Source organism: Micromonospora sp. D93 (genome assembly GCF_018070365.1).
GTDB lineage: Bacteria > Actinomycetota > Actinomycetes > Mycobacteriales > Micromonosporaceae > Micromonospora > Micromonospora ureilytica.
Genome location: NZ_JAGPXW010000043.1, coordinates 18363 through 31929, shown reverse-complemented (window position 1 = coordinate 31929; position 13567 = coordinate 18363). Strand labels below are relative to the sequence as shown.

At 71.7% G+C, this 13567-nt stretch carries 11 protein-coding genes; 9 read left to right on the top strand and 2 right to left on the bottom strand.

Annotated features, from left to right (window positions below; all coding sequences use genetic code 11):
- Positions 1-422 precede the first annotated feature (422 nt).
- The gene (gene rpsA / locus KBX71_RS31475; RefSeq protein ID WP_196925462.1) at positions 423-1934 is read left to right on the top strand and encodes a 30S ribosomal protein S1; all 1512 of its coding nucleotides are present in this window, start codon (positions 423-425) and stop codon (positions 1932-1934) included.
- A 382-nt stretch (positions 1935-2316) separates the two neighbouring features.
- Positions 2317-3498 (top strand): dephospho-CoA kinase, encoded by a 1182-nt coding sequence (gene coaE / locus KBX71_RS31470; protein WP_210821369.1) that lies wholly within the window; start codon positions 2317-2319, stop codon positions 3496-3498.
- A 9-nt stretch (positions 3499-3507) separates the two neighbouring features.
- On the opposite strand, the gene KBX71_RS31465 is transcribed toward coaE, so the two are convergent.
- Complete coding sequence (locus KBX71_RS31465) at positions 3508-5220, bottom strand: hypothetical protein (protein ID WP_374102674.1); 1713 nt, start codon at positions 5218-5220, stop codon at positions 3508-3510.
- A 218-nt stretch (positions 5221-5438) separates the two neighbouring features.
- Here KBX71_RS31465 and uvrB point away from each other — a divergent pair, with 218 nt between their 5' ends.
- The 4 genes from uvrB to KBX71_RS31445 all read left to right on the top strand — a co-directional run bounded on the left by uvrB (position 5439) and on the right by KBX71_RS31445 (position 9957).
- Positions 5439-7547 (top strand): excinuclease ABC subunit UvrB, encoded by a 2109-nt coding sequence (gene uvrB, locus KBX71_RS31460; protein WP_196925464.1) that lies wholly within the window; start codon positions 5439-5441, stop codon positions 7545-7547.
- A gap of 73 nt (positions 7548-7620) precedes the next feature.
- Complete coding sequence (locus KBX71_RS31455) at positions 7621-8433, top strand: helix-turn-helix domain-containing protein (RefSeq protein ID WP_307847427.1); 813 nt, start codon at positions 7621-7623, stop codon at positions 8431-8433.
- A gap of 117 nt (positions 8434-8550) precedes the next feature.
- Positions 8551-8919 carry a VOC family protein gene (locus KBX71_RS31450; RefSeq protein WP_210821367.1) on the top strand — a complete coding sequence of 123 codons (369 nt, stop codon included), beginning with the start codon at positions 8551-8553 and terminating at the stop codon, positions 8917-8919.
- A 180-nt stretch (positions 8920-9099) separates the two neighbouring features.
- On the top strand, positions 9100-9957 hold the full coding sequence (locus KBX71_RS31445) for a helix-turn-helix transcriptional regulator (protein WP_210821366.1): 858 nt from the start codon (positions 9100-9102) through the stop codon (positions 9955-9957).
- A gap of 121 nt (positions 9958-10078) precedes the next feature.
- Here the strand turns inward: KBX71_RS31445 and KBX71_RS31440 are convergent, their stop codons facing one another.
- Entirely contained in the window at positions 10079-10372 is a 294-nt protein-coding gene (locus tag KBX71_RS31440; RefSeq protein ID WP_210821365.1) for an antibiotic biosynthesis monooxygenase, read from the bottom strand.
- An 82-nt stretch (positions 10373-10454) separates the two neighbouring features.
- Between KBX71_RS31440 and pnuC the strand changes: the two genes are divergently transcribed.
- The 3 genes from pnuC (at position 10455) to KBX71_RS31425 (ending at position 13543) form a co-directional block, all read left to right on the top strand.
- Positions 10455-11111, top strand: a complete 657-nt coding sequence (gene pnuC, locus KBX71_RS31435; protein ID WP_210821364.1) for a nicotinamide riboside transporter PnuC — start codon at positions 10455-10457, stop codon at positions 11109-11111.
- 35 nt (positions 11112-11146) lie between these two features.
- Entirely contained in the window at positions 11147-12232 is a 1086-nt protein-coding gene (locus tag KBX71_RS31430) for an AAA family ATPase (protein WP_307847425.1), read from the top strand.
- Positions 12233-12544: 312 nt separating this feature from the next.
- The gene (locus KBX71_RS31425; RefSeq protein WP_210821363.1) at positions 12545-13543 is read left to right on the top strand and encodes a TerC family protein; all 999 of its coding nucleotides are present in this window, start codon (positions 12545-12547) and stop codon (positions 13541-13543) included.
- The last annotated feature ends 24 nt before the right edge of the window (positions 13544-13567 follow it).

The window sequence follows — 13567 nt, the reverse complement described above, 5'->3', positions numbered from 1 at the left end:
CACGCTAGGCCCCACCCACCCCCTTGTGTACGGCGGCGCGTCCACGATCTGCGTGGCTGAGGCCGGGAAACCGAGTCGATCAAGCGCGGCGCGGCAGCGGCGCGGGCCGGCGGCGCGCCTGGGTCTGCTGTGACGCAGGAGACAGCGGGGGTGTTTTCCGGGCGATTGTTCGGCTTTCGCAGGTCATCGCACGGAGAGAAGCCGGGAGGGCTTGCACGCTGTGGTAATGCGCACGGTAGGCTAGACGATGCGCTCGCGGATCGCGTTGCCTCGGCAGGGAGCAGGTGCGCGGTCGACGGAGCCACATCATGATCTCACTAGGCGATCGTTCGGTGTGCCCGGCGACGGATCCGCTGGCGCGAACAGGTCACTGCGACACACCAGCCTGCTGTGACAACCCACCGACCGGAGCAACCGCCCACATGACGAGCAGCATCGAGGCCCCCTCGAGCGCCACCCGGGTCACCCACGACGATCTCGGTTCCGAGGAGGCATTCCTCGCCGCGATCGACGAGACCATCAAGTACTTCAACGACGGCGACATTGTCGAAGGCACCGTCGTCAAGGTCGATCGGGACGAGGTCCTGCTCGACATCGGCTACAAGACCGAGGGTGTCATCCCCTCTCGGGAGTTGTCGATCAAGCACGACGTGGACCCCGCCGAGGTTGTGACGGTTGGCGACCACATCGAGGCCCTGGTCCTCCAGAAGGAGGACAAGGAGGGTCGTCTGATCCTCTCCAAGAAGCGGGCACAGTACGAGCGGGCCTGGGGCACGATCGAGAAGATCAAGGACGAGGACGGCGTCGTCCGCGGTTCGGTCATCGAGGTGGTCAAGGGCGGCCTCATCCTCGACATCGGGCTGCGCGGCTTCCTGCCGGCGTCCCTGGTCGAGATGCGTCGTGTGCGCGACCTGCAGCCGTACGTCGGGCGGGAGCTCGAAGCCAAGATCATCGAGCTGGACAAGAACCGCAACAACGTGGTTCTGTCCCGCCGGGCCTGGCTGGAGCAGACGCAGTCCGAGGTGCGCACCGAGTTCCTCAACAAGCTGCAGAAGGGCCAGGTCCGCAAGGGCGTCGTGTCCTCGATCGTCAACTTCGGCGCGTTCGTGGACCTCGGCGGCGTCGACGGTCTGGTGCACGTCTCCGAGCTGTCCTGGAAGCACATCGACCACCCGTCCGAGGTCGTCGAGGTCGGCCAGGAGGTCGAGGTCGAGGTCCTGGACGTCGACCTGGACCGCGAGCGCGTCTCGCTGTCGCTGAAGGCGACCCAGGAAGACCCGTGGCGGCAGTTCGCCCGCACCCACGCGATCCAGCAGATCGTGCCGGGCAAGGTCACCAAGCTGGTGCCGTTCGGTGCGTTCGTCCGGGTGGACGACGGCATCGAGGGTCTGGTCCACATCTCCGAGCTGGCCGAGCGCCACGTGGAGATCCCGGAGCAGGTCGTCCAGGTCGGCTCCGAGGTCATGGTCAAGGTCATCGACATCGACCTGGAGCGTCGGCGGATCTCGCTGTCGCTCAAGCAGGCCAACGAGGGCTTCGTCGAGGGCGAGGAGCACTTCGACCCGACCCTCTACGGCATGGCCGCGACGTACGACACCGAGGGCAACTACATCTACCCCGAGGGCTTCGACCCGGAGACGGGCGAGTGGCTCGAGGGGTACGACAAGCAGCGCGAGACCTGGGAGAGCCAGTACGCCGAGGCTCGTCTGCGCTGGGAGGCCCACACCAAGCAGGTGCAGACCTCTCGGGCCGCCGACGCCGAGGCCGCTGCCAACCCGACTCCGGTCGTCCCGGCCGCTGCCGGCGGCGGTGGCGGTGGCACCACCTCTTCGTCCAGCCCGGCGCCGAGCCGGCAGGCCGAGGAGCCGGCAGGCACCCTGGCCACCGACGAGGCGCTCGCCGCACTGCGGGAGAAGCTCGCCGGCGGTAAGTGACCCGCTGAACGACGACGGGCCCCGTCCCCACGATCTCCGGATCGCTGGGGGCGGGGCCTTCGCCGTACCCGCCGTGCCCCGCGCTAGCTGCGGGCGGGGAGTAGCCCGGCGAGTTGCGGGCTCGGGTGCCCCGGGCGAGTTGTGGGCGCGGCGCTCCGGTGGGCCGGGGCGCCGCTGTGGGCGCGGCATGCGCGGCTGGCGTCGACCGCCCAAGATCGCGCTCGATCCATGATGGAGGGGCATCCCGGGCACCGAACACCACTACATCCTGGTTCGAGCGCGATCTTGGCGCGGGGCGCGGGGCGCGGGGCGGGGTGGTTGGGAGGTCGCCGGGCCGTGGGCGGGTTTGGCGGCGGGCTTGTGGATCCGGTTGACTGTTCGGGTGCTGAGGGTGGGGTTGACCGGCGGGATCGGGTCGGGCAAGAGTGCGGTGGCCGCGCGGCTCGTCGAACGGGGCGCGGTGCTCATCGACGCCGACCGGGTGGCCCGGGAGGTGGTGGCGCCGGGTACGGACGGGCTGGCCGAGATCGTTGCCGCCTTCTCCGACGCGGTGCTGGACGACGACGGCGCACTGGATCGTGCCGCACTGGGAGCTGTGGTGTTCGCCGACGAGACCGCCCGGCGTCGGCTGGAGGCGATCACCCACCCTCGGGTCCGGGCCCGCACCGCGGAGCTGGCCGCCGCGGCGGCACCCGACGCGATCGTCGTCAACGACGTACCGCTGCTGGTCGAGGTGGGTCTCGCGCCGACGTACCACCTGGTGGTCGTGGTGCAGACGGCCGTGCCGACCCGACTGGAGCGGCTGGCGCGCGACCGGGGGATGGGTCGCGCGGAGGCCGAACGGAGGATCGCCGCCCAGGCCGACGACGCCCGCCGCCGTGCGGCGGCGGACGTGGTGCTGACCAACGACGGGAGTCTGACGGCGCTGCACGACGCCGTCGACGTGCTGTGGAGGCAGCGGCTGGTGCCCTACGAGGACAACCTGCGCCAGCGGCGGGTGGTCCTGCCGGACCCGACCGAGCTGGGCGGGGCCGACGGGAGTTGGCCGGAGCAGTACGCGCGGCTGGCCGCCCGGATCCAGCACACGCTCGGTGCGGACGCCCTGCGGATCGATCACATCGGTTCGACGGCGGTGCCCGGCCTGGCCGCCCAGAACGTCATCGACGTGCAGGTGGCGGTCTCCAGCCTCGCCGACGCCGACGGACCGTTGGCCGATCGATTGGCGACCGCCGGGTTCCCGCGGGTGCCGGGACAGTGGTGGGACGACCCGCGCCCGGCCGGTAGGGGCCGGTGGGAGAAGCGGCTGCACGGCAGTGCGGACCCGGCCCGCCCGGTTCGCCTGCACGTGCGGGTGGCGGATTCGCCGGGTTGGCGGTACGCGCTGCTGATGCGCGACCACCTGCGTGCCGACCCGGATCAGCGGGCCGCGTACCTGGTGCTCAAGCGGGACCTGGTCGACGCGGCGCCGGAGGTCGGCGATTCCGGCACGGCCCGGAACCCGTGGTTCGACGAGGAGTACCTGCGGGCCGAGCAGTGGGCCGCGCAGACCGGCTGGCGCCCCTGAGGGCACCGGTCAGCGGGCGCCGGGCCGAGGGACCGACGACCGCGGGGCCGACGGTCGAGGGGTGGCGGGCCGAGGGTTGGCAGCCAGTCGGGGCACGACGGCGGGCTGGAGATCCAGCTGCGCCCACGCGCCGGCATCGGTGCGCAACTCGAGCCGGCGCAGCGACCCGTCCCGGTCGATCCAGTAGCGCAGCCGCGCGTCGGCCGGGCCCGACTCGATCACGTCCACGGTCCGTGCGGCGACGACGTCCTCGCGTACCCGCACGGCCGCGCCGCGGTGCCCGACGGACCCGGCGGCCACCGCGGCGTCGACAAGCACGCCCAGGTCGTCCCCGCCGGGTCGGGAGGCCCGCCAGGTCCCGGCCGGGGGCGGCAGCGGCGGCCGGGCCGGCGCCTCCGCGGTGCCGCCACCAGCGGCGGCCGCCGGCAGGTCCGTCCGGGCCAGACCGGCGGCGTCGCGTCGCAGCAGGGTCCGGCGATCCGGTACGCCAAGGTCGGCGACCGCGAGGTACGCGGTACGCGCGGTCCAACTCAACCAGCCGGTGCCCCGCAGGTTGGTGTCCGTGCCCATCGGCGCGGTCAGCGTCACCGTGGCGCCACCCTGGGCCCGGAGCCGGGTCGGCAGCCGGTCCAGCCGACGCTGCTCGGCGTCGGTCAGCGCGCGGGGCAGACCGGGCCGGCCGCCGAGGGCGTCCACCGGCCGTAGTGTCGGCCGGTCCGCCCGGTTGAAGATCATCGTGACCGGGCCGACACCGGGCAGCTGGGTCACCAGCTTGTGCAGCCGGGCGTCCTGGTCGAGCCAGTATCGGGCCGGTTCGTCCGGGACGGGTGTCGCGGCGCCGGGGGTGCCGGGCGCCGCGCTGGCGGCCGGCGCGCCGGTGGCCAGCGGCGCCTGTATGACGTCCAGTGGGCCGGCCGGCACGGTGTCCCGGGCGATCCAGCGCGCCTCGCTGGACGGAGCCGTCCGGGTCGTGTCCGGGCGGTCGGCGGCGAGATCGAGGAGCAGGTCGAGCACCGGCGCCAGGTGCGCCCCGGGTGCCAGTCGGTGCAGCCGCCACCGACCCGCCGGGGGCACCAGTGGCGGTGCGGCGGGAGTGGGCACCGCCGCCGGATCGGGCCGGATCACCAGCACCGTGCCGCTCTTCTGCAACAGCCCGCGTTCGGCGCCCGCGCCCGGCCCACCCACGTCGAGATAGAGCAGTGAGCGGGACCAGTCAACCCAGCCCACCAGTTCGATGCGGGCGGCGCCCGTGCCGGCCGTGACGCGTACGCCGGCGCGCAGGTCCCGCAGGTTGGTGACCCGCACGGCGGCCAACCGTTCGCCCTCCGTCACGGTCAGCGGCCGGGCCGGCTCGGGCGGGTCGGGCGCCCAACTCAGCAGCCCGAGCACCAGCGCCGTCGCGGACGTCACCGCCGTCAGACCGAGCAACATCAGCACCGTACGCCGACGACGGCCGGCCGGGACCGGGCCGGTGGTGTCGGTGGTGTCAGCGGCGTCGGCGCTGGCTGGGCCGGTGCGGTGCCGCCCACTGCCCCGGGCCGAGCCGCCGCTGCCACCGGGGTCGTCGCCGGTGCTGGTGTCGTCCGGCCGGGGTGTGGCGGTGCGGGCGGTGTCGGGCGCCGGGGTCGGAGAGGTGTCCACGGCTGTGAAACGGACGGGGAGGTGCCGGGGTGACGAGCAGGGGCGCTCGCGGCGGCCGGTCTGCGCCTCGAGCGCGACCACACGGGTGCGCACGCCGGACGAGCCGGGTGCTGCGACCGCAGTGCCGGGGGTGACCGGCCGTGATGTTGGCCTGGCCACCGGCCCGGTCGGCCGCCGCGAGCGGCCTACATGAAGAGGGTAGTCCCGGTGACATGGGCCACACAATGGGAATATTGAAGCTGATCACGTACCTGGCGTGACGGCCGTTCCTGTCGGACCTCCGGCGTACCGTTGACGGCATGGCGCTCGACATTCCCCGGCTGGACAGCCGCTTCCAGGTCGTCAGTGACTTTCAGCCGGCCGGCGACCAACCGGCGGCCATCGATGACCTTGAGCGTCGGGTTCGGCGCGGCGACCGCAACACAGTTCTGCTCGGCGCGACCGGCACCGGCAAGAGCGCCACCACGGCGTGGCTGATCGAGCGGCTGCAGCGTCCCACCCTGGTGCTCGCCCCGAACAAGACGCTCTGCGCGCAGCTGGCCAAGGAGTTCAGCGAGCTGCTGCCGCACAACGCCGTCGAATACTTCGTCTCGTACTACGACTACTACCAGCCCGAGGCCTACATCCCGCAGACCGACACCTACATCGAGAAGGACTCCTCGATCAACGAGGAGGTGGAGCGGCTGCGGCACTCGGCGACGATGTCGCTGCTCACCCGCCGCGACGTGATCGTGGTGGCGACCGTGTCGGCGATCTACGGTCTCGGCACCCCGGAGGAATACCTCAACCGGGCGGTGAAGGCGCAGGTCGGGCAGGAGCTCGACCGCGACCAGTTGCTGCGCCGGCTGGTCGACATCCAGTACACCCGCAACGACATGGCCTTCCAGCGGGGCACCTTCCGGGTCCGCGGCGACACGCTGGAGATCATCCCGGCGTACGAGGAGCTGGCGATCCGGATCGAGCTGTTCGGTGACGAGGTGGAGAAGCTCTACTACCTCAACCCGTTGACAGGTGACGTGGTCCGCGAGGTCGACCAGCTGGTGATCTTCCCGGCCACCCACTACGCGGCCGGTCCGGAGCGGATGGAACGGGCGATCCGGGACATCGAGGTGGAGCTGGCCGAGCGCCTCGCCGAGCTGGAGCGGCAGGGCAAGCTGCTGGAGGCACAGCGGCTGCGGATGCGCACCACCTACGACATCGAGATGATGCGGCAGGTGGGCTTCTGCTCCGGCATCGAGAACTACTCGATGCACATGGACGGGCGGCTGCCCGGCAGCCCGCCGCACGCCCTGCTCGACTACTTCCCCGACGACTTCCTCACCGTGGTCGACGAGTCGCACGTGACCATCCCGCAGATCGGCGGCATGTACGAGGGCGACGCGTCACGCAAGCGGATGCTCATCGACCACGGCTTCCGGCTGCCCAGCGCGGCCGACAACCGGCCGCTGCGTTTCGACGAGTTCCTGGAGCGGGTCGGCCAGATGGTCTACCTCTCCGCGACCCCCGGCACCTGGGAGATGGAGCAGGCCCAGGGCGAGTTCGTCGAGCAGGTGATCCGACCCACCGGTCTGATCGACCCGGAGGTCGTGATCAAGCCGACCAAGGGCCAGATCGACGACCTGATGCACGAGATCAAGCTGCGCACCGACCGGGACGAGCGGGTGCTGGTCACCACGCTGACCAAGAAGATGGCCGAGGACCTGTCCGACTACCTCCTGGAGAACGGCATCCGGGTGCGCTACCTGCACTCGGAGGTCGACACGTTGCGTCGGGTGGAGCTGCTGCGCGAGCTGCGCAAGGGCGACTACGACGTGCTCGTCGGCATCAACCTGCTCCGCGAAGGTCTGGACCTGCCCGAGGTGTCGCTGGTGGCGATCCTCGACGCCGACAAGGAGGGCTTCCTGCGCAGCGGCCGGTCGCTGATCCAGACCATCGGGCGAGCCGCCCGTAACGTCTCCGGTCAGGTGCACATGTACGCCGACAAGATCACCCCGTCGATGGCGGCGGCGATCGACGAGACCGATCGGCGTCGGGCCAAGCAGATCGCGCACAACGAGGCGCACGGCATCAGCCCGGAGCCGCTGCGCAAGAAGATCCACGACATCCTCGACGACATCTACCGCGAGGCGGAGGACACCGAGAACTCCCGGGTCGGCGGTGCGGTGCGTCAGCTTTCCCGAGGCAAGGCGCCGGTCAAGGAGACCCGCAGCCGCAGCCGGTCCGCCGCCACCATCACCTCGCGGGAGGGGATGGCCCGCGCCGACCTCGCCCAGCTCATCCAGGAGCTCAGCGACCAGATGTTGGCCGCCGCCCGCGAGCTGCAGTTCGAGCTGGCGGCCCGGATCCGTGACGAGGTCTCCGACCTGAAGAAGGAGCTGCGCGGCATGGACGCCGCCGGCGTGAAGTGACGGCCACCCGGTCGGCCACGTCCAGGGTTCCGCTCGGGCCCGGCCGACCGGGGTACGCGAAGGGCGGGCACGGGTGACGGCTCCGATCGGCGAGATGGTCCTCGGGCTGCCCGACGCCATCCTGCGTCCGTTCGTCGACAGGTACGTGGGGTACCGGGAACGGGCGGACGTGCCACTGCTCCGCCGGGAGTCGGCGGGCGTCTTCGTGGTGCTGATCGTGGGTTGGGGCGCTCCGCTGGACGTGACCGACCCGCGCGGAGCGGAGCGCGGCGTCACAGCTGTCGACTCGTTCGTGGCCGGCACCTTCGACAGTTGGTGCACCACGCGCACTGTGGGTGTGGGGGAGGGCGTCGAGTTGCTGCTCGCCCCCCTGACCGCCCGCCGGCTCCTCGGCCTGCCGCTGAGCGAGCTGACCAATCGGGCGGTCGGCGTCGGGCAGCTCCCGGGCCGTTGGTTGGAGCGGCTGCGTGACCGGCTCGCCGAGGCCCCCGGCTGGCCGGAGCGGTTCGCCCTGCTCGACAGGGTGCTCGCTGCCCGGCTGGCGGCGTCCCCGCCGGTGGACCCGCGCCTCGACCGGGCGTGGCGGTGGCTGGTCGGCAGCGGTGGGCGGGGGAGTGTCGGTGTGCTCGCCGACGAGCTGGGCTGGAGCCGGCGGCACCTCGCGTCCCGGTTCCGGCAGGAGGTCGGGCTGCCGCCCAAGATGGCCGCCCGACTGCTGCGTTTCCAGCGGGCGCACGCCGCGTCGGCTCAGGTCGGCGCGACCGGGCGGGCGGTCGACTGGGCCGCGGTGGCGGCGAGCTGCGGTTACTACGACCAGTCCCACCTGATCCGGGACTTCCACCAGTTCGCGGGGGCGACGCCGGCCGCGCTGCTCGCTGCCCGGTGACGACGGCCGGCTGACCCGCAGTCGCGACGGCGATCCGCAGTCGTGGTCGGCTGCCCGTGGCGGCGGAGGTCACATTCGTCCAATCCGGATCCGCGCCGTCGGCCGCAGAATGGGCTCATGCGAACCATCTATCCGATCTTCCGCTATGCCGATCCCCGTGCCGCGATCGACTGGCTCGGTGTCGCGTTCGGTTTCCGGGTGCATGCCGTGCACGAGGCGCCGGACGGCACTGTCGCGCACGCCGAGCTGGTCCTCGACACCGGCATGATCATGCTCGGTGGTCGGGCCGACGCCGCGCCTCGGCCGGCCGAGGACGACTGGTCCGTCTACGTGGCAGTGCCGGACGTCGACGCGCACTGCGCCCAGGCCCGCGCGGCCGGCGCCGAGATCATCCGCGAGCCGTTCGACACCGACTACGGCTCCCGTGACTACGCCGCGCGTGATCTGGCCGGCAACGTCTGGTCCTTCGGCACCTACCGACCCTGAGCCCAGCCCAGCCCAGCCGACCGGGGGACTCGCGCCCCGCGACCGCTGCTGAGCTGCGTGAACGGCAGGTTTGGGTCGGCCCGGCCGGCTGACGGCACCGAATGCGCTGATTGCGGTGTGCGAGCGCGCTATTGCACTGGGTGATCGTCCTGCGTAGTCTCCCACGGTGGGGAGGCCGGGATGCCGCTGCCAACAAGTCCTGTCATTCGACGTGCACGTCTCGGCGCGGAACTGCGCCAGCTCCGTCGGCGCGAGTCGCTGACCCTGGAACAGGTCTGCGACCGGTTGGGCTGGGCCTCGACGTCGAAGCTGTCCCGCATCGAGCTGGGCCAGAGTCGCCCGGACCTCGCCGACGTGCTCGATCTGCTGGACGTCTACAAGGTGCCGACGCCCGCCCGGGAGGCGCTGATCGTCATAGCCCGGGACGCGGCGACCAGTCGAGGCTGGTGGAAGACGCTGGGCGAGATGAGCGAGCGGCAGCGTACGTACGCCGAGTTGGAGGCGGGCGCCGCCGACATCGTCGAGTACCAGCCGTCGGTGGTGCCGGGGCTGCTCCAGACGCCCGCGTACGCCCGGGTGCTGGTCGCGGCCGGCGCCCAGCTCACGCCTGAGGTCGACGTGGAGTCCGAGGTGCGCGCCCGGGCACTGCGGCAGGAGGTGCTGCGGCGGGCCTATCCGCCGCGCTACACGGCGGTGCTCGCCGAGGCCGTCTGCGACCCGGGTGACCTACCGGTGGCGGTCTGGCGTGAACAGTTGCGGCACCTGGTCGCCGTGACGGGGCTGTCCCACGTCACGGTGCGGCTGTTGCCACGCGGGGCGGCCGGTGGCGGGCTGCACCCGCTCACACCGTATTCCTGCTATGCCTTTCCCGACCCGGCGGACCCGCGGACGGTGATGCTCGAGGCGTTGACCACCGACGTCCGGTTGGCCACCGTGCTCGACGTCGACCGCTACGAGCGGATGACCGAGGCGCTGCTGGCCGCGGCGCTGTCCCCGGAGGAGACGATCACCGTGCTGGCCCGCCGCGTCGGCGAGTAACTGTCGCGGGTGCCCAGGGTGACGCGCCGCGCGGCCACCGGGCCCGGCGCCCCCGAGCCCGTCGGGACCGGCGGCCGGCGCGTGCGCCCGGCACCATAACCGTGGGGTACGACAGCTCGGCTCAGGCCGGCACGTCGAGGAAGTGTTCGACCACTGGCGGTCCGGCGAAGTGGGGCCCGATCAGCGCCCGCCACTGCTCGAACCGTTCGGTGGCCCGGAAGTTCTTCTCGTGCGCCTCGACCGAGTCCCATTCGACGAGCAGCACGAAGCGGGTCGGCGACTCGACTCCTCGGGTCATCCGCACGGACCGGCAGCCGGTCGCCCCGGCGAGCACCGGGTGACCCTCGGCGTACGCGGCGGCGAACGCGTCCTCGTGTCCGGGTAGTACATCGATCAGCGCGACCTCAAGCACCATGTCGGACAGCCTCCCACGGCGGTCGGGGCGGCCGGTGTCGCGGGGTCTGTTCCGACGCCGGCGACGCCCCTAGGGTGTCCTGATGATCATCGACTGGCTCACCGGCACCGCGTTTCGGGTGGCCGGCACCGGCACTACCTGGGCGGAGCTGCTGGGGTTCGCGACGGGTGTGCTCAACGTGTGGCTGGTGGCCCGGCAGAAGATCGCCAACTGGCCGATCGGCATCGCCAACGTGCTGCTGCTCATGCTGTTGTTCTGGACCGCCGGGCTGTACGCCGACGCGGGGCTCCAGGTCGTCTACGTCGCACTCGGTTGCTACGGCTGGTGGCACTGGCTGTTCGGTGGCGAGCGGCGCACCCGGCTCACGGTCAGCCGGACGGGGCGACGGGAGTGGCTGGCGCTGGCCGCCGCCGGGGTGCTGCTCACCGGCGCCCTCTGGGTGTTGCTGGACCGGGCCACCGACTCGACAGTGCCGCTGCCGGACGCGTTGACCACCGCGCTGTCCCTGCTGGCCACGTACGGGCAGACCCGCAAGCGGGTGGAGAGTTGGTGGCTCTGGATCGCCGCCGACCTGATCTACATCCCGTTGTACGCGTACAAGGGGCTGCACCTGACCGCCGTCCTCTACCTGGTCTTCCTCGCCCTGTGTGTGCTCGGGTTGCGCGCCTGGCGGTCCGACATGCGTCGGGCCGCCCGGCCGAGCGCGGTCCCGCCCGGCCCGGCCCCGGTCACCGCGTGAGCGCCGAGACGTCAGGCCGTGCCCCGCAACCACGCGTGTCGGCGCGCTCGACCGCCGCGGAGTTCGGGCACGGGATGGTGGTGGGCAAGTTCTATCCACCGCACGCCGGGCACCACGCGCTGATCGGGGCCGCCGCCGCCCGCTGCGCGGAGGTCACAGTCGTCGTGGCGCCCTCGCGGCGGGAGTCCATCCCGCTCCCGCTGCGCCTCGACTGGCTGCGGGAGGTGCATGCGGACACGCCGTGGGTCCGTTTCGTCGGCCGGTACGACGACCATCCGGTGGACTACGCCGATCCGGCCGTCTGGGACGCGCACTGCGCGGTGTTCCGCGAGGCGGTCGGGTCGGGGCCGGTGGACGCGGTCTTCTCCTCCGAGGCGTACGGCGTCGAGTTGGCGCGCCGCTTCGACGCCGTACCCGTGTCGGTGGATCCGGATCGGCGGGCCACGCCGGTGTCCGGGACCGCCGTGCGCGCGGACCCGGCGGCTCACTGGCGGTGGCTGAGTCCGCCGGTGCGGGCGTGGTTCGTCCGGCGGGTGGTGGTGGTCGGGGCCGAGTCGACCGGGACCACGACGATGGCGGCGGCGCTGGCGGGGCACTACGGCACGTCCTGGGTGCCGGAGTACGGCCGGGAGTTGACCGCCCGCAAGCTGGCCCGGCTGCGGGAACGGACGCCGGAGGCGACCGTCTTCGACGTCACCTGGGACCCTGACGACTTCCGCGCCGTGGTCCGCGAGCAGCAGGCGGCCGAGGACGCGGCGGCCCGGACGAGCGGGCCGTTGCTGGTCTGCGACACCGACGCGCGGGCGACGGCGGTGTGGGAGGAGCGCTACCTGGGCAGCGCGTCGGGGGAGGTGCGGGCGGCGGCCCGCCGGCCGGCGCTGTATCTGCTGACGGATCACCGGGGGGTGCCGTTCGCCGATGACGGTCTCCGTGACGGTGAGCACCTGCGGGCCTGGATGACCGAGCGGTTCCGGGCCGAGCTGGCGGGGTGCGGGGTGCCGGTGGTGGAGCTGACCGGGTCGCACGCCGAGCGGTTGGCCCGGGCGGTGGGGGCCTGCGAGGACCTGCTCGCGGCCGGCTGGTCGTTCACGGACCCGATCGCCGCACCAGATCTGCACTAGCCTCCTAGGAAGCCCTGCCGGGTGTGACGTCGGCCTGGTGTCCAGCGCCACCGGGTGCCCGGGGTGTGATCACGGGGCGTGGTGGGCAACAATGGTCACCGAGGAGGGGAGTATTCCCCCGCAACGGAGTCGTCAGCACGGTCGATCGCCGGAACCACGGCGGCCCGACCCGGCCCCGTAGGTCGCCGCCCCATTCCGGGGCGACGGCGGAAGAGACCTCCGACAGTCACCAGAGTGAGCGACAGCGGCACACCGGCCCTCGCGGGGGCGTACGGTGTGCCCGACGCCGCGTGTCTGCCGGAGGAATGAACGTTGGACGTGTCCGGATTGGTGTGGGCGGGAACGCTTGTCGCACTGACTGCGGTCCTGCTCGTCGACCTGTTGATCATCGGGCGGCGCCCGCACGAGCCGAGTGTGCGGGAGTCGAGCCTCTGGGTCGCCTTCTACGTCGGCCTTGCCCTGATCTTCGGCGTGGGTGTCTGGCTGACCTCCGGGGCCAGCGCGGCCGGCCAGTTCTATACCGGCTGGCTCACCGAGTACAGCCTCTCGGTGGACAACCTCTTCGTCTTCGTGATCATCATGGCCCGCTTCGGGGTGCCTCGGCAGTACCAGCAGAAGGTGCTGCTCGTCGGCATCGTGCTGGCGCTTGTGATGCGCGGCGGGTTCATCGCCGCGGGTGCGGCGCTGATCACGCAGTTCTCCTGGGTCTTCTACATCTTCGGCGCGTTCCTGATCTACACCGCGGTCAACCTCGCCCGGCAGGGTGAGCCGGACGAGGACGAGTTCTCCGAGAACGTGCTGATCCGGTGGAGCCGCAAGGCCCTGCCGATCTCGAAGGACTACGACGGCGCGAAGTTGACCACCCACGCGGCCGGCAAGCGGCTGTTCACCCCGATGCTGATCGTGATGATCGCGATCGGCACCACCGACCTGATCTTCGCACTGGACTCGATCCCGGCGATCTTCGGCATCACCCAGGAGCCGTACCTGGTCTTCACCGCGAACGTCTTCGCGTTGATGGGCCTTCGGCAGCTCTACTTCCTGCTCGGTGGCCTGCTCGACCGGCTGATCTACCTGAGCTACGGCCTGGCCGTCGTGCTCGGCTTCATCGGGGTCAAGCTGGTGCTGGAGGCGCTGGCCGACAACCAACTGCCGTTCATCAACGGTGGCGAGCACGTCGGTTGGGCGCCGCACATCCCGATCTGGTTGTCGCTGCTGGTCATCATCGGCACCCTGGGCATCGCCACCGCCGCCAGCCTGATCAAGTCCTCCCGGGACCGGCGTCGCGAGTTGGCCGACGCCCGACGTTGACCGGTCACCGGCCGGGTGCGGACA

What these genes read in the sequence shown, in the direction of transcription:
- rpsA (WP_196925462.1), top strand. Translation starts at nt 423, where the DNA reads ATGACGAGCAGCATCGAGGCCCCCTCGAGCGCCACCCGGGTCACCCAC.
- uvrB (WP_196925464.1), top strand. Translation starts at nt 5,439, where the DNA reads ATGGCGCTCGACATTCCCCGGCTGGACAGCCGCTTCCAGGTCGTCAGT.
- KBX71_RS31450 (WP_210821367.1), top strand. Translation starts at nt 8,551, where the DNA reads ATGCGAACCATCTATCCGATCTTCCGCTATGCCGATCCCCGTGCCGCG.
- KBX71_RS31445 (WP_210821366.1), top strand. Translation starts at nt 9,100, where the DNA reads ATGCCGCTGCCAACAAGTCCTGTCATTCGACGTGCACGTCTCGGCGCG.
- KBX71_RS31440 (WP_210821365.1), bottom strand. Translation starts at nt 10,372, where the DNA reads ATGGTGCTTGAGGTCGCGCTGATCGATGTACTACCCGGACACGAGGAC.
- pnuC (WP_210821364.1), top strand. Translation starts at nt 10,455, where the DNA reads ATGATCATCGACTGGCTCACCGGCACCGCGTTTCGGGTGGCCGGCACC.